Here is a 19631-nt window from a genome sequence, read left to right as displayed (position 1 = left end):
GGGCTTTTTCGTTTCTGGCGTTTTGTTCGCAATGCTTTTCGGGTACAACCTGCCGACTGCATAAAAGGAACAGCTCGATGAGTGAAGTTCAGCCGTTGGCGGGTGATGACGAGGTGAAGCCGCAGAGCGTGAGTCTGCGTGAGGCGTTCTGGTTCTGGTTGAAGCTGGGCTTTATCAGTTTCGGCGGGCCGGCCGGGCAGATTTCGATCATGCACCAGGAGTTGGTCGAGCGCCGGCGCTGGATTTCCGAGCGGCGTTTTCTGCATGCCTTGAACTATTGCATGTTGCTGCCCGGGCCGGAGGCGCAGCAATTGGCGACCTACATTGGCTGGCTGATGCATCGAAGCTGGGGCGGGATTGTGGCCGGGGCGTTGTTCGTGTTGCCTTCGCTGTTCATCCTGATTTTCCTGTCGTGGCTCTATATCGCCTTCGGTGAGGTGCCGGTAGTGGCCGGGCTGTTTTACGGGATCAAGCCTGCGGTGACGGCCATCGTCGTGCAGGCGGCCCATCGGATCGGTTCGCGGGCGCTGAAGAACAATTGGCTGTGGGCGATTGCGGCGGCGTCGTTTACGGCGATCTTTGCGTTCAATGTGCCGTTTCCGCTGATCGTTTTGGGTGCGGCGGTAATCGGCTATTGCGGCGGACGCTTGGCGCCTGAGAGGTTCAGAGCCGGCGGGCATAGTGCGGCGAAGAAGTCTTTCGGTCCGGCGTTGATCGACGACGACACGCCAACACCGGCCCATGCCCGTTTCAGCTGGACGAGACTGGCCATGCTCGCCGTGATTGGCGCCGCGCTGTGGGCATTGCCGATGGGCGTGTTGACCGCGCTGTTTGGCTGGCAGGGCACGCTGACGCAGATGAGCTGGTTCTTCACCAAGGCAGCGCTGCTCACCTTCGGTGGAGCTTACGCAGTGTTGCCCTACGTCTATCAAGGTGCGGTCGGTCACTACGGCTGGCTGACCCCGACGCAGATGATCGACGGCCTGGCGCTAGGCGAAACCACACCGGGGCCGCTGATCATGGTGGTGGCGTTTGTCGGTTTTGTCGGGGCTTATGTGTCGCAGGTGTTCGGCGCCGATCAGGTGTTCCTCGCCGGAGCGGTCGCCGCCGCGCTGGTGACGTGGTTTACCTTTCTACCCTCATTCCTGTTCATCCTCGCCGGCGGCCCGCTGGTGGAGTCGACGCACGACGAACTCAAATTCACCGCCCCGCTTACCGCGATCACCGCTGCGGTGGTCGGCGTGATTCTCAATCTGGCGTGTTTCTTCGGCTATCACGTGCTCTGGCCGCAGGGTTTCAGCGGCAGCCTGGATTGGCCCTCGGCATTGATCGCCATTGCGGCAGCCGTTGCGCTGTTTCGCTTCAAACGCGGAGTGATTCAGGTGTTGCTGGGCTGTGCTTTGGTTGGGTTGGTGGTGCATTTGCTGCGTTAGTGGTCGCGGCGCCGGAAATCGAATCGCGCGCTGGAGGCCTGAAGAACTCAGTCACCTGGAGATCATTGGCTCGATCATCGTCATGCTCAACAAGGGCGCCGACATGCGCTCCAACATCGCAGCTGAAGCACGGGCGAAGATCGTCTATGAGCGCTTGATGGGGCGCGCGCCTGACATCAGGCGGCGCGCCCCGGTTGATCACTGGGAAATGTTCGTGACTTGCAAAGATTTGCGCTCGATCGCTACGGGCTGCAAATGCCCCAAACGGTCGAGGTGATAGCGCTGCAGATCCCGCGCCAGAATCAGTTGGCCGTGATACAGCGCTGCCGCTTCGTTGCGCACATCCTCGATCGACGGGCTCACCGCCGGATTGGCCTGATAGCGCGCGCTGAAATGCGTCAACACCAGATTGCGCACCCCGGCTGATTCGGCGAAACCGGCGACAGCGGCGGCGCTGCTGTGGCCGTAACTGGCACGAGCGCGGTCGATTGCTGCCTGCACGAATGTCGCTTCATGCACCAGCACATCCGCCGATTGCGCCACTTCGGCCAGCAGTGCCGGACGATCGTTATCGCCGCAGACAATGATGCGTCGATCAGGTCGTGAACTCAGCAGATAGTCGCGAGCGTGCAGCATCCGTCCGTCAACCTCCACGTCCTGACCGTGGGCCAACTGACCCCAGAGCGGGCCGCGTTCGATACCCTCGGCATCCAGGCGCTGCACGTCCAGACGCGGTTCCGGGTCGGACTCGGTGAACACATAACCATGACACGGCACGCGGTGCGACAACTCAACGGTCTGCACCTGAACGTTGACGCTGCGCCACTCTGTAAGCGTTTCCACAGCATGCAGGTTGATCTCGAACGGCAGATACGATTGCGTCACCTCCAGACTCATTTTCAGCCAGGGATGCAGCGCTGTCGGCAGGATAATGTCCAGTGGTCGCGTGCGTCCGGACATGCCGGTGCTCGCCAGCAGACCCGGCAAGCCCAGGCAGTGATCGGCATGCACATGAGTGATGAAAATCGCCCGCAACTCGCTCAGCGACAGCGGCGTGCGCAGCACCTGATGCTGGGTGCCTTCACCGCAATCGATCAGGTACCAGCCCTTGCCGGCAGACGCGATCAGTGCCGTCGCACTGACGTTGCGCTGGCGGGTCGGCACGCCGGCAGACGTGCCCAGAAACAACAAATCCACGGTGGTTCTCCCTGGCGGATCGGATTTCAGATATTGCGTGCAGTTCTCGGTGAGCTTTCGACAATCAGCGAGGCGATTCGGATCCATCGATGGACTGCGACAATTCATCGGACACCCGCGCTGTCGGCGGCTGGCCTCGGCACTTCGCTCGCTGATGATGGTCACAGCGAAACGGAGTCACTTAGCGGAGGTCAACTTGCCCAGAAAATCCAGGCCGATCGTCGACCGCGCCGATGCGGCGACCCTTTCGCAAGAACGCAAAGATGTGTTTTTCGCGGCGGTGCAGGTCAGCCGCATGGCCATGATTGTCACCGATCCAGCGCAGCCCGACGATCCCATCATTTTTGCCAACAATGCGTTTCTTGAACTCAGCGGCTACGAGCTGGAAGAAGTGCTCGGGCGTAACTGCAGGTTTCTGCAAGGCGAGCAGACTGATCGCGCGGTGTTGCAACGGGTCAAGCAAGCGCTGAAACATCAACACGAAACCTGCGTGGAGGTGCTCAACTATCGCAAGGACGGCTCGTCGTTCTGGAACGAGCTGTTCATCGCGCCGCTATTCAACGAGCGCGGACAACTGGTGTATTTCTTCGCTTCGCAAATGGACGTCAGCCGCCGCCGTGACGCCGAGGACGGTTTGCGTTACAGCGAAAACATGGAAGCACTCGGGCAGTTGACCGGAGGCATTGCCCACGATTTCAACAATCTGTTGCAAGTGATGATCGGCTACATCGAGCTGATCCAGCACACCGCCAAGCGGCCGAGCATCGATCCGCAACGCATCGTGGTCGGCGCCGGCCACGCTCGCGCGGCGGCGGAAAAAGCACGTTTGCTGACCCAGCATCTGCTGGCATTCTCCCGCCGACAACGGCTCGAAGGCCGGGTGATCAATCTCAATGCCTTGCTTGAGCGCTCTACGCTGCCGACGCATGAATCCGCCGATCTGGAACCGCAATTCGAACTGGCCGAGGACTTGTGGAACTGCCGGCTCGACCCGGCGCAGGCGGAGATGGCGCTGAACCATTTGCTCTCCAACGCCTGCGATGCGCTGGTTGACCGGCAACAGCCAGCGATTACCGTGCTGACCCGCAACGTCGTGGTCCCGGACGCGACCGATCCGCACCAGGGCGGACTGGCGGCGGGGCGTTACGTCTGCATCGCGGTTGCCGATAACGGCGTGGGCATTGCCGCTGACGATCTCGACAAAGTGATGGAGCCGTTTTTCACCACCAAAGAGGAAGGCAACGGTGCCGGCCTCGGTTTGTCGATGGTTTACGGCTTCGTCAAGCAATCCGGCGGTGTGGTCAAAATCGAATCGACGCCGGGACTCGGCACCACGGTGCGCCTGTTCTTTCCGGCGGATGACAGTCAGCTATCGGCATCTGGCTCCGCTGAAACCGCAGAAAATCTCAAGGGCACGGAGCGCATCCTGATCGTCGAGGATCGCGCCGAAGTCGCTGAACTGGCGCGCTTTGTATTGTCCGAACAGGGTTACCACACCGACCTCGCTGCAGATGCGAGCGAGGCACTGGCCGTGCTGCAGAGTAGCGAATACGACCTGGTATTCACCGATCTGGTCATGCCGGGCGACATGAACGGGCTGGCACTGGCGCGGGAAATCAGCCAACGCTATCCGGCCATGAAGATCCTGCTGACGACCGGGTACTGCGCGGACGAGTCGACGCCCAATGAGCTGGCTGACAATGAGTTCGAATTGATCGCCAAGCCCTACGCGCCGGTGGACCTTTTGCGCAAGCTGCGCTTGATGCTCGGCTGAAAAAACGAACTGACGGCGCACGTTCGGCGTCCATCCTAAAGACTGCATTGAACAACCAGTGAGGGACCCGATCCCCGAGGAGATATTGGCAGTGAGCGATGACTTGATGATCAATAACGGGCCGATCGACTGAGCGTCAACGAGGACGGTTCATGCAGGAGCAATCTTTGGTGGTGATTAGCGGCGCCAGTGCTGGCGTCGGGCGCGCGGTGGCTCATCGGTTTGCCGCTGGCGGCTACCACATCGGACTGTTGGCGCGTGATCCGGCGGGACTGGCCGCCACGCAAGAGGAGCTGCAAGCGTATGGCGTTCAGGTTGAAACCGTCAGCGTCGACGTCGCCGATGCGCTCGCCGTGCAAGAGGCCGCGCAGCAACTGGAAACCGCGCTCGGGCCGCTGGCGGTCTGGGTTAACGCGGCGATGGTCACGGTGCTTTCGCCGATAGAACAATTGTCTGCCGCCGAGATCGAGCGCGTCACTCAGGTGACCTATCTCGGCACGGTTCATGGCACCTTGGCGGCGCTGTCGTTGATGCGTCCGCGTAACAAAGGATTGATCATTCAGGTCGGCTCGGCGCTGGCCTATCGGGCCATTCCGTTGCAGGCCGCTTACTGCGGGGCAAAATTTGCCGTGCGCGGTTTTACCGATTCGTTGCGCTGTGAGTTGCTGCATGAGCGCAGCCATATTCGCGTGTGCATGGTGCAATTGCCCGCGATCAATACCCCGCAGTTCGACTGGGCGCGCAACAAATTGCCCAAGCGTCCCCAACCGGTGCCACCGATTCACGACCCCGACGTAGCGGCACGGGCGATTTTCAGTGTGGTAAAGCATCCTCCGCGAGAGTTGTGGCTAGGGTGGTCGACGATCAAAGCGATTATTGGGCAGTCGGTCATGCCCGGTCTGCTCGACCGTTTGATGGCGCGAAGTGCATGGTCCGGTCAGCAGACCAACGAGCCTGAAGACAACGAGCACCCGGACAACCTGTTCGAAGTGCAGCCGGATCGGCATCAGATTCGCGGCCGCTTCGTCGGCCGCTCCAGGGACGCGGCGCTGGCGTTGACGTCTACTCAAGTGATGGCGATATCGGCAGTGATTGCCATATTGGTCGGCGTAGTTCTGTTACAGCTCTGATGCTTTCCCGGTTCGCTCCACTGTCGACGCATCTCTGCGCCCGCTGCTAGAGGCGCCGGGGTGCATGGAAGCAACAAATGCAGCACATGCACCTTTGATGACTGTGGTTTCGTTCAGATCTCTTTGATCGGCGTCTCGCCCTGTACGGCTTTGATCAGGTTGATCACGTGCAGGCAATCAGCCTTGTTCACATACGATTCGCCACTGGCCACCGTCTCGTGGTTGCGCGCACGCAGGCGCCAGCGCCATTGGCCTTTGCCAGTGCTGGGGGTGCCTCGGGTTTGTCGGTAGATTTCGAAATACATACGGTTCGCTCCCTGCGATCGATAGGCGCGCCCACCTGTGTGGCGCATCGACGCAAGCCTAGCGCAGCGGTTTTTTTTGGCTATCGGGGATTTGTTTCCAATCGTTCGCGGATGTTTCTGAAAGACGCTGGCCAGAGCGCCGCGACTGCCCGGCGAATTGGCCGATATGACGCCGTGTCCTGCTTGCACGTGCGTGCCGGCTGCTGCTTAATACGGCACGGCTCATGGCCTCGAAAGACTTTCGATGACCGACAAACTATAAAAAGAGCACTCCTTTGACTGAGCACGGAACGCAACAGGCCGGGCAGGTGACGTTGTCGCTGGTGATCCCCGTTTTCAACGAGGCCGACAGCCTCGACAGCTTTCTTTCGCGCATCGACGACGTCTTTCAGACGCAGGCACTGATCGATCTTGAACTGGTCTTCATCAACGATGGCAGCACCGACACCACCCTTGAGCGCTTGCTTGAGCGGCAGCGGCAAGACTCGCGTCTGCGCATCGTCGATCTAAGCCGCAACTTCGGCAAGGAAGCGGCGTTGTCGGCCGGTCTGCAAATGGCCACCGGGCAGATCGTGGTACCGATCGACGCCGATCTGCAGGACCCGCCGGAAGTCATTTTGCAGATGATCGAGCGCTGGCGCGAAGGTTACGAAGTGGTGCTGGGGCATCGTGTCAGCCGCCGCAGCGACACGTGGGCCAAATCGACCTCGGCCCACTGGTTCTATCGCCTGCACAACCGCATCGCCGAACAGCCGTTGCCGGAGAACGTTGGCGACTTCCGCTTGATGGACCGCTGCGTGGTCGATGCCTTGCTGACCCTGCCTGAGTCGCGACGCTTCATGAAAGGTCTGTTCGCCTGGGTCGGTTTCCGCACCACTCATGTCGACTACGAGCGCCCCGAGCGCGTGGCCGGGCAAAGCAAATTCAATGGCTGGCGGCTGTGGAACTTCGCCCTCGAAGGCATCACCAGTTTCAGCACCGAGCCGCTGCGGGTCTGGACTTACCTGGGGGCAACGGTTTCGCTGGTGTCGTTTGCGTTCGCCATGTTCATTGTCCTGCGCACACTGATCCACGGTGTCGACTTGCCTGGTTATGCCTCGCTGATGGTCGCAGTCACGTTCCTTGGCGGTCTGCAATTGATCGGCATTGGCGTACTCGGCGAATACCTTGGCCGCACCTATATCGAATCCAAACGCCGGCCGGTTTTTCTGGTGCGTCGCGTTTACGACCCCAAGGACTGACAGATGGATCTCAAGGAAACCGACATCCTCGGCGACAGCATCGATGAGCATTGGTATTACTGCTGCAAAGCGGCGGCGACCCGGCGATTGCTGGGTAACATGCCGATCCGACGAATACTCGATGTCGGTGCCGGCTCGGGGTTTTTCTCGCATCATCTGCTGACCCACACCGACGCGCATGAGGCGTGGTGCGTCGACATCAGTTACCCCGCCGATTCAAGCGCCACCACCGCTGGCAAACCGGTGCATTACCGCCGCGGCATCGACAGCATCGATGCCGATCTGGTGTTACTGATGGACGTGCTCGAGCATGTCGACGACGACCTCGGCCTGCTCAAAAACTATGTCGATAAAGTGCCTTCGGGCAGTCGTTTTCTGATGACGGTGCCGGCGTTTCAGTTTCTCTGGAGCGGTCATGATGATTTTCTTGAGCACAAGCGCCGCTACACCCTCGCGCAATTCGAAACCCTGGCGGGCGATGCCGGTTTGACCGTGCAGCGCGGCGCCTACTATTTCGGTGCGGTGTTTCCTATCGCCGCAGCGTTGCGCCTGATACCTCAAGGTTCGCAAACCGCACGGCCGCAGTCGCAACTCAAGCGTCATCACCCGTGGGTCAACAGCGTGCTCAAGACTCTTTGCCGACTGGAGTTGCCGTTGATGGGCAGCAACCGGCTGGCCGGTTTGAGCGTCTTCGTGCTGGCGCAGAAACCGTGATCGACAGTGATCGTTCAGCGTTGGTTCGCCGTGGTCTGCGCTTTGCCCTGACCGGGCTGTTCGTCACTGCGCTGCATGCGCTGGTGGCCGTGATGTTCATCCGCTTCATCGCGCCCGAACCGCCGCTGGCCAATGGTTTCGCCTTTGCCGTGGCGACCGTCGTGTCTTATGTGATCAATACCACCTGGAGCTTTTCAGCTCGCCTGCACGGGCGCACGTTACTGCGCTTTGTGTCGGTCTCGGCGGGCGGTTTTCTATTGGCGATGCTGGTTGCCTGGGCGGCGCAAGTGGCTGGGTTGCATTATCTGCTCGGGATCGGCGCCGTGGCCCTGACGGTGCCGGCGTTCACATTCGTTTTGCATAATTTCTGGACGTATCGATGAAGCTTTGCTCAACCTCTCGGGCGGCTGCGCTGTTGCCTGTGCTGCTAGGCATTCTGGCCTTTTTTATCGTGGTCGGCCCACGGGCGTTGAATCCGATGAACATTGTCTGGCTGGGCGACGGCGACCCGGCCACCCATTACCAGGGTTGGGTGTTTTTCCGGCACTCGCCATGGAGCTTTCCGCTGGGGCTCAATCCGTCTTATGGACTTGAATTGAGCAATGGCTTGATCTTTTCCGATTCCAATCCGCTGTTTGCCTTTCTGTTCAAGCCGTTTTCGGCGCTGTTGCCGGAGCCGTTTCAGTATTTCGGACTGTGGTTGCTGACCTGCTTCATTCTGCAGAGCTGGTTTGCCTGGAAACTGCTCGGCCTGGTGAGCCGCGACGCGGTTCTGCGATTGCTCGGCACCGGGCTGTTTTTATTCGTTCCGGCCATGCTGATCCGCATGAGCGTGCACCTGTCCCTGGGCGGGCATTTCATGTTGCTGGCCGCGCTGTACCTGGCGCTGCGGCCCTTCACGCCCAAGCGCTCTCTGGCCTGGGGAACGTTGCTGGCGGCGGCCGCGCTGATTCACGCCTATTTGCTGGCGATGATTGCGCTGATCTGGCTCGCCGATCTCGCAGCGCACACCCTGCGGCGACATCTGGCGCCGCGCAAAGCTGTGGCCGAACTGATCGGTCTGTTTTTGCTGGTGAGTCTGTGTTGCTGGCAGGCGGGCTACTTCAGCGTCGGCGATGACGGTCTGGCACTGATGGGCTACGGTCTGTTCCGCGCCAATGTGCTGAGCTTTTTCGACCCGGGAACCTGGTCGTTTGCCCTGCGCGACATGCCCGGTGTGTTGGGCGATGGTGACGGTTTTGCTTTCCTTGGTTTGGGTGTGGTGTTCCTGTTCATCTGCGCCTTCGCGGCATGGCTGCAACGCGGCACGGATGTTCACCTCAAGCCACGTCGCTACCCGTTGCTGTTGCTCGCGCTCGCCGGCCTGGCGCTGTTTGCGTTTTCCAACAACATCGGGGTCGGCCCATTCGAGTTGCACGTCCCGCTGCCGGATGCGGTGGTGGCGGTGGCGACAATTTTTCGCGGTTCGGGGCGGATGATCTGGCCGGTCATGTACATGGCGATTTTCGCCATTCTGTACGTGGTGATTCGCGGCCATACTTCGCGCACGGCACGGATTCTGCTGAGCATTGCCCTGTTGCTGCAAGTGGCGGATACGCGTTCCGGTTGGGGAGAGTCGCGCAACCTGTTCATGGCCACGCCGGCGCCACAATGGCCGACGCCACTGGTTGATCCGTTCTGGGATCAGGCAGCCCGCCATTATCAGGCGGTGCGCTGGCTGCGCCCGGAGAATTATCCGGAGCAGTGGCGAACGCTGGCCGAGTATGCGGGACGCCATCATCTGCCGACCAATGCGGTCTACCTCGGCCGCATGAGTACCAAGGCCACCGAGGCGGCCCAGGCTGTGGCCGACCAGATGGTCAGCTCTGGTCAATACGCCGCCGATACGTTGTATGTACTTGATAGCCGCACTGTGCTGCCGGCCGCGCTGACTCTCAATCGCGAGACTGACGTACTCGCCAGAATCGACGGTTTGAACGTGCTGGCGCCCGGCTGGAAGCGTTGCGCCGATTGCCCGCCCATCGTGGCCGCCGATCCCCTTACGCTGATTTCGCCAATGAAGTCGAACGAGCGCGTGACCTTCAACGTTACCAGCCTGGCGACGTTTTTCCTCGGCAGCGGATGGTCGAAAAGCGAACCGTGGGGCACGTGGTCCGAGGGCAGTGAATCGCAAATCATTCTGCGGCCCGAGGCGCCGGTGAGATCATTTGTGCTGGAAGCCAACGCTTTGATTGCGCCGTCGCATACCGAACAGGGGCTGGAGATTAGCGTCAACGATGTGCCGGTGCTCTCCACCCGCTTGCTCAAGGCCGAAGCGAACGTTGTCAGCGTTGACCTGCCAGCTGAAGTCCAGCAGCGCACTGAGCGTGAAGGCGTGCTGGTGATTCGTTTCCAGCACGCCGATGCCGTCAGCCCGAGAGCGCTGGGCATGGGACTCGATCCGCGCAAACTGGCCATTGGCATTCTGGCGTTGACGCTTCATTGACCCTTCAGTGACTGTTCGGCGCAGCGGCCCATAGACGCGGTTCCTGGGCCTTTCTACACTGCCGCTATTCCGGGGAGCAGGGGCAAAGGATGAACCGCAATGAACTACGCAAGGCCGACATCAACCTGATGGTGGTGTTCGAGACCCTGATGCTGGAACGCAACGTGACCCGCGCGGCGGAGAAGCTGTTCCTCGGCCAGCCGACCATCAGTTCGGCACTCAACCGTTTGCGCACGATGCTCAATGATCCGCTGTTCATCCGCGTCGGCCATCGCATGGAACCGACGGCCCGCGCCGAAGACATTTACCGCCATCTCAAACCGGCACTGGATTCACTCTCGGCGGCGCTGAGCCTGACCCGCGATTTCGATCCCGCGACGAGCACCATGACCTTTCGCATCGGCCTGTCCGACGACGTCGAATTCGGCCTGCTGCCGCCGCTGTTGCGCGCGTTGCGCCAAGAGGCGCCGAGCGTGGTGTTCGTGGTGCAGCATGTCGATTACTGGCGCATTCCCGACCTGCTCGCTGCCGGCGATATCACCGTCGGCATCAGCCAGACCCGTGGCCTGCCGGCCAACGCCAAACGCAAACTGCTGCGGCATATCCAGCCAAGCATCCTGCGCGCCGATGCCTCTGATACGCCGCTGACCCTCGACGAATATTGCGCCCGCCCGCATGTGCTGGTGTCACACACGGCCAATGTTAGCGGTTACGCCGATGAGTGGCTGGCGGAACTGGGCCGCACGCGGCAGGTGGTGTTGTCGGTGCCGCAATACAGCGCACTGCCGGCTTTGCTGGCCGGCACCGACCTGATCGCCAGCCTGCCGGATTACACCGCAGCGGCGATGGCGGCGTCCGGGGCGCTGTTCCAGGAACCGTTCCCGTTCAAGACGCCAACACTGGACCTGTCGATGGTCTGGCTCAGCCACGTCGACAGCGACCCTGCCGAACGCTGGCTGCGCTCGCGGCTGGAAGCATTCATGAGTGAACGGCCGCTTATTCAGATCTAACAGATGCCACGTATCCCTGTGGGAGCGAGCCTGCTCGCGAAGCGGTTCAGCAGGCGCGGGTGTGCAACCTGAAAGGACGCTTTCGCGAGCAGGCTCGCTCCCACAAATGACGCTGTGTGATTGTGGTATATGTACGCCCCCGCATCCGCCGACTGGAGATCCGCAATGCCACACCTGCACATGGAATACACCGCCAACCTGACGCAGTTGAACGCTGACATCGCCCTGATCCGGCTCAACAACACGCTGGTCGGTTCCGGTCAGTTCGGCGCGGAGTTCGATATCAAGAGCCGCGCGATCAAGATCGACAACTTCAAGGTCGGCACGGCGCAGGGCGAGCGTGCCTTCGTCCATGTGAAACTGGCCTTGCTCAGCGGGCGCTCGGCGGAGATCAAGAAGCAGCTCTCGCAAAGTCTGCTGGCAGTGTTGCAGGAACTCTGCGAATGGCCGGCCGGGCTCGAAGTGCAACTGTGCGTGGAACTGCTCGACATCGATCGCGAGTCCTACAGCAAAGCCGCCATCGGCATCTGACGTTCAGGCGTTTTCCAGCTCGCTGCACACCTGAATCACCTGCTCGCGCAGCCAGACGTTGGCGCTGTCCTGATCGGCGCTCTGGCTCCACTGCATGTCGAGGGTGAAACCCGGCAGGCCGTTGGGCGCTTCGCAGTGGTTGAACACTGCGTCGTTGGTCAGCAGACGCTGGATACGCCGGGGCAGGGTGAGGATGAAATCGGTGCCGGTGATCATCTTCAACGCGGCGCTGTAGCTGTTCGATCGGGCCACTATCTGGCGCTTTTGCGCTTGCCGCGCCAGCCAGCCGTCGACCATGTTGGTGCTTGAAGTCCACGGCGTTGGAAACACATGCCGACGTTCGGTGAATGCTTGCAGGCTCAGGCGCGGTTCCAGTGGCGTGGCGCGTTTGTCGAAGACGCAGACCAGGTCATCTTCCAGCAACATCCGTGATTTCAGATCCGCATGCTGGCGGTGAAAGTGCGGGCCGAAACTGATCACCAGATCGAGGCTGCCGTCGCGCAACTCTTCGGCCGGAACGTCGGTTTCAAACTTGTGCATGTTGACCATCACTGGCAAGTCGTCGAAATCGAAGCGCTTCAACAGTCGCGGCAGAATCAATTGCTCGAAGTATTCCGGGGCGCAGATGTTGAAAGTCACCGCCTGCCGGCTCGGGTCGAAAGCCGGGGCACCGGCGTGGCAGAGGTTGATGCTTTCGAGGATTTTCTGCACATGGCCGTACATGCTGCAGGCCTTGTAGGTCGGGCGCATGCCGGTGCGGGTGTTGATGAACAGTTCGTCTTCGAAACTGGTGCGCAGTTTCTTCAGGCAATAACTGACGGTGGACTGGCTGACGAACAGGGTTTCCGAGACATCGGTGACACTGCTCTGCTCGTACACGGCGACGAATACCATCAAGTCCTGCATATCGAGCTTGCGAAGCAAATTACTGTTCAGCATGAGTTCCGTCTCGCTGTGCCCCTCGCGCAGAATTCGCGCAAACGTGTGCGTACGATCCTAACGGAACGATGGTGCCAGGAGAAACCCTCGTAGGACATTTCACGGACACATGTGGGACAGAAACTTTTAGCAACACGACGTTGCCAATCTCGTGCGCAAAAGATGGCCAGAGGCCTTTAGCCCGGGCAGGGCAAGTGACGTGTGTAGTCGCGAGGGTTGAAGCGCACAACCATCAGCAGCATGAGCACCATTACCGCAGTCAGCGCCCACCACGCACCTTCGAAACTGCCCAGCCGATCGCGAATCATCCCTGCCAACAGCGGCGACAGTCCTGCGATCAGATAACCGATCCCCTGTACAAACGCGGTCAGGCCACCGGCGCGCTGCGGCTCGTCGCAGTGATCCAGCGCGACGATCAGGCTCATCGGAAACAGACCGCCAATCCCCAACCCCAACAGACAAGGCCATAACAGGGCCAGAGTTAGCGGGGCGAGAATCAGCCCGCAGAAACCGCCGATGATCAGCAACAGCAGAACCGCCAATATCCCACGCCTATCACGACTGCGATTGGCGATCGCCGGCACTACCAGCCCGGAAATGACCTCCATCGCTGTAAGAAAACCCAACATCAACCCGGCGTTTTGTTCACTCCAGCCTTTTTCCACGTAGTACGGGGCCAGCCAGGCGAGGACGCAGGTGTAGGACGCCGTACCGAGGCCAAAGAAAATCGCCAGCAACCAGGCGCGACGGCGCGTGATGAAAGACTCCCGCTGGGTCACCCTTGATAGGGCTTGCGCTGGCTGCAAGCACCAGACCAGCAACGCGACCAATGCCAACGCCGCCCAGATGGCCAGCCCGACGCGCCAACTGCCGGTCTGCACCATCACCAGCGGCGCGAACGATGCGGCAATCGCGGCGCCGCCCATGATCGAAGTCACGTAGATGCCCATGCACAACGCCACGTTGTCAGCAAAGCGCGTCTTGATCAGCGCCGGCATCAATGCCTGAATCAGCGCTATGCCAATGCCGGCCAGTATCGCGCTGACGATCAGTTCGACTGCGGAATCGATAAACAGCCGTAACAGGCTCGCCAGCCCGATGACAAGCAGCGACAGCAGCACCGTGCGTTGTTCGCCCAGACGCTGGCTGATGCGCAGGCCGAAGAACATCGCCAGCCCCATGGCCATGACCGGCAGCATCGTCAGCAAAGAGGCAAGCGTGAAGCTCAACGGGATATCGCTACGGATCGCCGACAGCAGCGGCCCGATGGCTGCCATTGAGGGGCGCAGATTGAGTGCGACAAGGATGATCGCGAGTATCAGCCAAGCGGCGGGGCGGGATTGATTCATCAGCGGGCCTTGGAGTGCAGAGGCTGATGATTAGGCGTGGCGTCGCCGGCGTCGGCAAATCAGAAAACCCCGGGCCAGACCTAAAAACTCGATAACACCCCTGTCCCGATGTGGGAGCGAGCCTGCTCGCGAATGCGTTCCTCCAGACAAACAATTATTTGCTGACACTGCGCTTTCGCGAGCAGGCTCGCTCCCACAGAGGACATTGCGAAGTGCCTGAAACTGAATAAACCCTGAACCATTCTCAAATACTCGCAAACTTTCACGTTCGTACTCCGAGGCAACTAATCATTAGCATCTTTTTCACGAAAAATTGATCCATACCTGCCTAAAGTTTGGCATGCCTCGGTGAATGAATTTTTCACAATCGACGAGGCTCTTCTTTCAGGAACAGTCACTCATCATGTTGAAGTTAAAAGCCGTGCGCCCGGAATGGGTGACGTTGTTTGCCAGCGCCTTTTTGTTGCTCGGTTTCAATCTGGTGCTTTGGCAACACCTGTTCGAGATCACCGCCGCCGATGGCAAGGGCATCGCCATGCGCGTGGCGTTCGGCGTGATGATCCTTGCCGCGTTCAATATCGTGCTGACGATATTCGCGTTCCGGCCACTGCTTAAACCACTTTTGACTCTTTTGTTTTTAGTCAGCGCCGGCGTGGCTTATTTCATGAGCCAATATGGTGTCATGATTGATGCGGGCATGTTGCGCAACTTTGCCGAGACCAACGCGACGGAAGTGCGTGATCTGCTTTCGTTGAAGTTGTTCGCTTATATTCTCTTGCTGGGTGTTTTGCCGTGTTTGTTGTTGTGGAAAGTACCGGTCAATTATCGGCGCTGGCATCGCGAGTTGTTCAGCAAAGTTATTGTCAGTGTTGCCTCGGCGGCGGTGATCGGCGTTGTGGCATTGGCCAACTATCAAGGTTTGTCGTCGCTGTTTCGCAATCACCACGAAATTCGCCTGATGCTGGTGCCGAGCAATTACATCGGCGCATCCATTGGTTATCTGCAAGAGCAAGTTGTCTCGGCGCAGCAGCCGTTCATCAAGATCGGCGAAGATGCCCAGCGCAACCCCGACTTGCGGCTACAGCCACGCAAATCCCTCACCGTGCTGGTGGTAGGGGAAAGTGCGCGGGCGCAGAACTTCGGCATTCTCGGTTACGACCGAGACACCACCCCGCAACTGGACAAAGAGGCTGGCCTGATCGCTTTCACTGATGTGCATTCCTGCGGCACGGAAACGGCTGTCTCGGTACCGTGCATGTTCTCCAACATGGGCCGCAAGGATTACAACGCCAGCAAGGCCAGGAATGAGGAGGGCTTGCTCGACGTACTCAAGCGCGCCGGCATTGATGTGATCTGGCGCGATAACCAGTCCGGCTGCAAAGGCACTTGCGACCGCGTCACGGTGCAGGATGTCAGCAAGTTGCAAGACCCGGCGTTGTGCGCCAACAGCGAATGTCGCGATGAAATCCTCCTGCAAGGGCTGCAAAGTTTTATCGATCACTTGGACAAGGACACCGTCCTGGTTCTGCACCAGATGGGCAGTCACGGCCCGGACTACTTCAAGCGGTATCCCAAGGAGTACGAACACTTCACTCCGGTCTGTGAAAGTAACGCGCTGAACAATTGCAGCCGCGAAAGTATCGTAAACGGTTACGACAACACCTTGGTCTACACCGACCATGTGCTGGCGAGCCTGATCGATGTGCTGCGCAGCAATCAGGACAAAGTCGACACCGCCATGCTCTATCTGTCGGACCACGGCGAATCGCTGGGCGAGTACAACCTGTTTCTGCACGGCACGCCTTATATGCTGGCGCCCGAGCAACAGAAGCATGTAGCGATGCTGGCGTGGTTCTCTGACAGCTATCAGAAGGCCTATTCGGTCGACACCCATTGCCTGCAACTGAGCCGGGACAAGCCGCTGAGCCAGGACAATCTGTTCCACTCGATGCTCGGCCTGCTGGAAGTGCGCAGCAGCGTCTATCAACCTGCCTTGGACATGTTTGCCGGCTGTCGTGGCGCGGTGATCGACGGCGTGTTGGCCAAGCAGTGAAGCGTTTCCTGCCCGTCGCGCCAATGCGACGGGCCTTTCTGTTTCTGCTGTCAGACTATTCTTGCTGACAGGCAAGACATTTCCTTACAGCTCTTGCCCTTCAAAGGCGCGTAAATCGTCGGTGGCGATATATACTGCGCGCCATTCTTCAAGGGAGAGCCGTGTGGCTATCGATATTCACTGGATTCGCGACAACGAAAGCCTCGCGCAGTTTTGCGCCGAGTGGCAGCAGCTGCCGTTCGTTGCCCTCGACACCGAATTCATGCGGGTCGACACCTTCTACCCGATTGCCGGCCTGTTGCAGATCGGCGACGGCAAACGCGCCTACCTGATCGATCCGCTGACCATCAACGCCTGGCAACCGCTGTCTGCGTTGCTGGAAAACCCGGCGGTGCTGAAAGTCCTGCACGCCTGCAGCGAAGACCTCGAAGTACTGTTGCGCCTGACCGGCAGCCTGCCGGCGCCGTTGTTCGACACGCAACTGGCCGCCGCTTACCTGAACCTCGGCTTTTCGATGGGCTACTCGCGTCTGGTGCAGGAGGTGCTCGGCATCGACCTGCCAAAGGGCGAAACCCGCTCAGACTGGTTGCAGCGCCCGCTGTCCGAAACCCAGATCAGCTATGCCGCCGAAGATGCCGTGCATCTGGCCGAGGTGTTCGTCGAGTTGCGGCCCAAGCTGTCCGACGACAAGTTCGCCTGGGTGCTGGAGGATGGCGCCGAACTGGTCGCCAACCTGCGCCGCGAAACCGATCCTTACGAGGTGTATCGCGAGGCGAAACTGGCATGGAAGTTGTCCCGTGCACAACTCGCCGTGCTGCGTGAGCTGTGCGCCTGGCGCGAAAAAGAAGCCCGCGCCCGCGACCTGCCGCGCAACCGCATCGTCCGTGAACACTCGCTGTGGCCCTTGGCCCGCACCCAGCCGGATAACCTCGCGGCGCTGGGCAAGATTGAAGACATGCACCCGCGTACCGTACGTCAGGACGGTCAGTTTCTGCTTGATCTGATCAAGCGCTCTGGCAGTGTGGGGCCAGATCAATGGCCGCCGGCAGTGCCGGAGCCGTTGCCGATCGAAGCCGCTGCGCTGATCAAGCAACTGCGCGCGCTGGGTCAGGCCGAGGCCGAACGCCTGGGTATTGCCCCGGAACTGATGCTGCGCAAGAAAACCCTCGAAGCCCTGGTCAAAAGCGGCTTCCCCGAGGGGCCTTACCAATTGCCCGATTCGCTGCGTGGCTGGCGCCGCGAATTGCTCGGCCAGAAGCTGCTCGACAGCCTGGCCACCGCCGGAGAACAGCCTTGAAACGTATTTGCTCCATCTACCAAAGCTCCAAGCGCAGCGGCATGTATCTCTACGTGCTCAAGAGCGATGCACTCGAGCGCGTGCCGGAAGCGCTGATGACGGCTTTCGGCAAAGCGAAGCACTCCTTCGATCTGGTGCTGTCGCCCGAGCGCAAGCTGGCCAGCGAAGACATCACCGTGGTTCTGGAAAACCTCGACAAGCAGGGCTATCACCTGCAAATGCCACCGGCCGAGGACGAGTACATCGAGCACTTGCCCGAAGAGTTGCTGCGACGCAACGACCCGGTCTGACCCGCGAGGCCCTGTTCTGGGCCTCGGTTAACCCTGGAACTGTTTTTACCGCGATGGCCGGCCCGAACCCGGCGGCTGTCTGCACGGTTTGCGAAAGGTTTGAAGATGCGCGTTCTGATTGCCGAACACGACTACGCGATATACGCCCGCCTGCTGCGTCAGGCGCTGCCCGAGCTTGAAATCCTGACCAGCGGCGACTCCGCCGAGCTGGCGCGTCAGGCCGCCGATTGCCCGGTGTGGCTGGGCCAGCCGGATCTGCTGGCGACCTTGCTGCGCCAGGGCCATCAACCGCAATGGCTGCAATCGACCTGGGCCGGCATCACGCCGCTGCTCGCCGACGGCTTGCGCCGCGACTATCGTCTGACCCGCGCCGTGGGGATTTTCGGTCAGGTCATGGCTGAATACGTGCTGACCTACATCCTCGGCCACGAACGCGAAGTGCTGGCGCGGCTGGTCAGCCAGGTCGAGCGCAAGTGGGACAACCGCAGCGGCCAGAGTCTGGTAGGGCGCAAGGTGCTGATCGTCGGCACCGGTGACATCGGCCAGAGCGTTGCGCAGTTTCTGCGGCCGTTCGGCGTCGAGCTGTACGGCATCGCCAGCAGTGCCCGCGAACAGGCGCCGTTTGTCGAAGTCGGCGCGCTGGCCGATCTTCCGCGTCTGGTGGGCGAAGTGGATTACGTGGTCAATCTGCTGCCGAACACCGAACACACCCACGATATCTACGACGCGGCGCTGTTCAAACAATTCAAGCCGACCGGATTGTTCATCAACGCTGGACGCGGTGTGGCAGTGGTCGATGCCGATCTGGTTGAAGCTTTGAAGGAAGGGCATCTGGCCGGCGCGGTGATCGACGTCTGCCGTCAGGAACCATTGCCGCAACGCCATCCATTCTGGACCGCGTGGGGCTTGCTCCTGACCGGGCACAGCTCGGCACCGACCTCGCCGGCGCTGATGGTGGATTTGTTTGTGCAGAACCTCAAGGCGTACGAGGCGGGTGAGGCGTTGAGTGGGGAAGTGGATTTCACCCGCGGTTATTGATCCAGCGCCGATCATCGTGGGAGCGAGCCCGCTCGCGAAGAGGGCGTGTCAGTCGACAACAGCGTGCCTGACACAGCGCTTTCGCGAGCAGGCTCGCTCCCACATTGGTTTCAAAGGGTAGTCACCAGGTTGCTCAGTGGGCGGCGCTGGTGCGGACAAGCGGATTTACCGGCAGTCGCCAGCGCTTGGCCCTTGCGCTCGCTGGCACTAGACTGGCGGCCTTTTCACCACCTTGATGTTGATGCTTGAGCCATGGCCGCCATAGTCGAACCGTTCTGGAAACGCAAAACCCTCGATCAGCTCGATCACGAGGAGTGGGAATCGCTGTGCGACGGCTGCGGCCTGTGCTGCCTGCAAAAGCTCGAGGACGAAGAAGACAACAGCGTCTATTACACGCGCATCGCCTGCAAACTGCTGGATCTGAAAACCTGCCAGTGCAGCGATTATCCGAACCGGATCAAGTTTGTCCCTGACTGCATTCAGCTCACGCCGGGTCAGGCGGAGGAATTCAAGTGGCTGCCGCCGACCTGTGGTTATCGTCTGGTCAGCGAGGGCAAGGATCTGCCGTTATGGCATCACCTGGTGTGTGGCGACCGCGACGCGGTGCACCATGAGCGGATTTCCCAGTCCGGGCGCATGCTCGCCGAAGGCAGCGTGCCGGAGGATGACTGGGAAGATCATCTGATTTTTCGCGCGGGCTGATGAGGTGGTGAGTTGTTGAACCCGTAAAGATCAAAAGATCGCAGCCTTCGGCAGCTCCTTGTATGTTCCCCACACACCAGCATGAATGAGATCTAAGCTCGCTGGTGCGACATACGAAGATGTGTTTCTGGGGGAGACCGATC

General features: G+C 60.2%; 18 protein-coding genes and 1 pseudogene. 15 read left to right on the top strand and 4 right to left on the bottom strand.

What is annotated here, in order from left to right; all coding sequences use genetic code 11:
- Nucleotides 1-77: 77 nt before the first annotated feature.
- Both chrA and AC0Z5Z_RS07865 read left to right on the top strand, forming a co-directional pair.
- Nucleotides 78-1433, top strand: a complete 1356-nt coding sequence (gene chrA, locus AC0Z5Z_RS07870) for a chromate efflux transporter (protein ID WP_485610940.1) — start codon at nt 78-80, stop codon at nt 1431-1433.
- 40 nt (nt 1434-1473) lie between these two features.
- Nucleotides 1474-1608: pseudogene (locus tag AC0Z5Z_RS07865) on the top strand (manganese catalase family protein); the annotation flags it as partial.
- Nucleotides 1609-1631: 23 nt separating this feature from the next.
- On the opposite strand, the gene AC0Z5Z_RS07860 reads toward AC0Z5Z_RS07865, so the two are convergent.
- Nucleotides 1632-2630, bottom strand: coding sequence for a ribonuclease Z (locus AC0Z5Z_RS07860; RefSeq protein WP_252887452.1), 999 nt, complete (start codon nt 2628-2630; stop codon nt 1632-1634).
- 196 nt (nt 2631-2826) lie between these two features.
- On the opposite strand from AC0Z5Z_RS07860, the gene AC0Z5Z_RS07855 reads away from it, so the two are divergent.
- A complete protein-coding gene (locus tag AC0Z5Z_RS07855; protein WP_485610939.1) occupies nt 2827-4404 on the top strand; it encodes a histidine kinase famiy protein in 1578 nt (525 codons plus the stop codon).
- A 152-nt stretch (nt 4405-4556) separates the two neighbouring features.
- Nucleotides 4557-5534 (top strand): SDR family oxidoreductase, encoded by a 978-nt coding sequence (locus AC0Z5Z_RS07850; protein ID WP_252877646.1) that lies wholly within the window; start codon nt 4557-4559, stop codon nt 5532-5534.
- A 113-nt stretch (nt 5535-5647) separates the two neighbouring features.
- On the opposite strand, the gene AC0Z5Z_RS07845 is transcribed toward AC0Z5Z_RS07850, so the two are convergent.
- Nucleotides 5648-5839: a YegP family protein gene (locus AC0Z5Z_RS07845; protein WP_016771242.1), complete on the bottom strand. Its 192-nt coding sequence runs from the start codon at nt 5837-5839 to the stop codon at nt 5648-5650.
- 275 nt (nt 5840-6114) lie between these two features.
- On the opposite strand from AC0Z5Z_RS07845, the gene AC0Z5Z_RS07840 reads away from it, so the two are divergent.
- The 6 genes from AC0Z5Z_RS07840 (at nt 6115) to AC0Z5Z_RS07815 (ending at nt 11820) form a co-directional block, all read left to right on the top strand.
- The gene (locus AC0Z5Z_RS07840; protein WP_150636528.1) at nt 6115-7080 is read left to right on the top strand and encodes a glycosyltransferase family 2 protein; all 966 of its coding nucleotides are present in this window, start codon (nt 6115-6117) and stop codon (nt 7078-7080) included.
- Between the two features lie 3 nt (nt 7081-7083).
- Nucleotides 7084-7794 (top strand): class I SAM-dependent methyltransferase, encoded by a 711-nt coding sequence (locus AC0Z5Z_RS07835; protein WP_150742402.1) that lies wholly within the window; start codon nt 7084-7086, stop codon nt 7792-7794.
- The gene (locus AC0Z5Z_RS07830) at nt 7791-8177 is read left to right on the top strand and encodes a GtrA family protein (RefSeq protein ID WP_150742403.1); all 387 of its coding nucleotides are present in this window, start codon (nt 7791-7793) and stop codon (nt 8175-8177) included. Before AC0Z5Z_RS07835 ends, AC0Z5Z_RS07830 begins: the two co-directional genes overlap by 4 nt.
- Nucleotides 8174-10279 carry a DUF6311 domain-containing protein gene (locus AC0Z5Z_RS07825; protein WP_485610938.1) on the top strand — a complete coding sequence of 702 codons (2106 nt, stop codon included), beginning with the start codon at nt 8174-8176 and terminating at the stop codon, nt 10277-10279. The genes AC0Z5Z_RS07830 and AC0Z5Z_RS07825 overlap by 4 nt, the downstream gene beginning before the upstream one ends.
- Nucleotides 10280-10368: 89 nt before the next feature.
- Nucleotides 10369-11289: a LysR substrate-binding domain-containing protein gene (locus tag AC0Z5Z_RS07820; RefSeq protein ID WP_056783563.1), complete on the top strand. Its 921-nt coding sequence runs from the start codon at nt 10369-10371 to the stop codon at nt 11287-11289.
- A gap of 165 nt (nt 11290-11454) precedes the next feature.
- A complete protein-coding gene (locus AC0Z5Z_RS07815) occupies nt 11455-11820 on the top strand; it encodes a 5-carboxymethyl-2-hydroxymuconate Delta-isomerase (protein ID WP_041478855.1) in 366 nt (121 codons plus the stop codon).
- A gap of 3 nt (nt 11821-11823) precedes the next feature.
- On the opposite strand, the gene AC0Z5Z_RS07810 is transcribed toward AC0Z5Z_RS07815, so the two are convergent.
- Complete coding sequence (locus AC0Z5Z_RS07810) at nt 11824-12759, bottom strand: LysR family transcriptional regulator (RefSeq protein ID WP_252887457.1); 936 nt, start codon at nt 12757-12759, stop codon at nt 11824-11826.
- 176 nt (nt 12760-12935) lie between these two features.
- A complete protein-coding gene (locus AC0Z5Z_RS07805; RefSeq protein WP_485610937.1) occupies nt 12936-14108 on the bottom strand; it encodes a cyanate transporter in 1173 nt (390 codons plus the stop codon).
- A 403-nt stretch (nt 14109-14511) separates the two neighbouring features.
- Between AC0Z5Z_RS07805 and AC0Z5Z_RS07800 the strand changes: the two genes are divergently transcribed.
- The 5 genes from AC0Z5Z_RS07800 (at nt 14512) to AC0Z5Z_RS07780 (ending at nt 19488) form a co-directional block, all read left to right on the top strand.
- Nucleotides 14512-16161 carry a phosphoethanolamine--lipid A transferase gene (locus AC0Z5Z_RS07800; protein WP_476248947.1) on the top strand — a complete coding sequence of 550 codons (1650 nt, stop codon included), beginning with the start codon at nt 14512-14514 and terminating at the stop codon, nt 16159-16161.
- Nucleotides 16162-16324: 163 nt separating this feature from the next.
- The gene (gene rnd, locus AC0Z5Z_RS07795; RefSeq protein WP_485610936.1) at nt 16325-17458 is read left to right on the top strand and encodes a ribonuclease D; all 1134 of its coding nucleotides are present in this window, start codon (nt 16325-16327) and stop codon (nt 17456-17458) included.
- On the top strand, nt 17455-17748 hold the full coding sequence (locus tag AC0Z5Z_RS07790; protein ID WP_041478850.1) for a YcgL domain-containing protein: 294 nt from the start codon (nt 17455-17457) through the stop codon (nt 17746-17748). The genes rnd and AC0Z5Z_RS07790 overlap by 4 nt, the downstream gene beginning before the upstream one ends.
- A gap of 105 nt (nt 17749-17853) precedes the next feature.
- Nucleotides 17854-18786, top strand: a complete 933-nt coding sequence (locus AC0Z5Z_RS07785; protein WP_305382399.1) for a D-2-hydroxyacid dehydrogenase — start codon at nt 17854-17856, stop codon at nt 18784-18786.
- Nucleotides 18787-19038: 252 nt separating this feature from the next.
- Nucleotides 19039-19488 (top strand): YcgN family cysteine cluster protein, encoded by a 450-nt coding sequence (locus AC0Z5Z_RS07780; protein ID WP_016771232.1) that lies wholly within the window; start codon nt 19039-19041, stop codon nt 19486-19488.
- Nucleotides 19489-19631 lie beyond the last annotated feature (143 nt).

The sequence above is a fragment of the Pseudomonas sp. 1L-E-NC-VB-C3 genome (assembly GCF_057291535.1).
Note: the sequence above shows the minus strand (reverse complement) of the source record. Positions and strands in the feature narration are given on the sequence as shown.

What these genes read in the sequence shown, in the direction of transcription:
- chrA (WP_485610940.1), top strand. Translation starts at nt 78, where the DNA reads ATGAGTGAAGTTCAGCCGTTGGCGGGTGATGACGAGGTGAAGCCGCAG.
- AC0Z5Z_RS07850 (WP_252877646.1), top strand. Translation starts at nt 4,557, where the DNA reads ATGCAGGAGCAATCTTTGGTGGTGATTAGCGGCGCCAGTGCTGGCGTC.
- AC0Z5Z_RS07845 (WP_016771242.1), bottom strand. Translation starts at nt 5,839, where the DNA reads ATGTATTTCGAAATCTACCGACAAACCCGAGGCACCCCCAGCACTGGC.
- AC0Z5Z_RS07835 (WP_150742402.1), top strand. Translation starts at nt 7,084, where the DNA reads ATGGATCTCAAGGAAACCGACATCCTCGGCGACAGCATCGATGAGCAT.
- AC0Z5Z_RS07825 (WP_485610938.1), top strand. Translation starts at nt 8,174, where the DNA reads ATGAAGCTTTGCTCAACCTCTCGGGCGGCTGCGCTGTTGCCTGTGCTG.
- AC0Z5Z_RS07820 (WP_056783563.1), top strand. Translation starts at nt 10,369, where the DNA reads ATGAACCGCAATGAACTACGCAAGGCCGACATCAACCTGATGGTGGTG.
- AC0Z5Z_RS07815 (WP_041478855.1), top strand. Translation starts at nt 11,455, where the DNA reads ATGCCACACCTGCACATGGAATACACCGCCAACCTGACGCAGTTGAAC.
- AC0Z5Z_RS07810 (WP_252887457.1), bottom strand. Translation starts at nt 12,759, where the DNA reads ATGCTGAACAGTAATTTGCTTCGCAAGCTCGATATGCAGGACTTGATG.
- AC0Z5Z_RS07805 (WP_485610937.1), bottom strand. Translation starts at nt 14,108, where the DNA reads ATGAATCAATCCCGCCCCGCCGCTTGGCTGATACTCGCGATCATCCTT.
- AC0Z5Z_RS07800 (WP_476248947.1), top strand. Translation starts at nt 14,512, where the DNA reads ATGTTGAAGTTAAAAGCCGTGCGCCCGGAATGGGTGACGTTGTTTGCC.
- AC0Z5Z_RS07785 (WP_305382399.1), top strand. Translation starts at nt 17,854, where the DNA reads ATGCGCGTTCTGATTGCCGAACACGACTACGCGATATACGCCCGCCTG.
- AC0Z5Z_RS07780 (WP_016771232.1), top strand. Translation starts at nt 19,039, where the DNA reads ATGGCCGCCATAGTCGAACCGTTCTGGAAACGCAAAACCCTCGATCAG.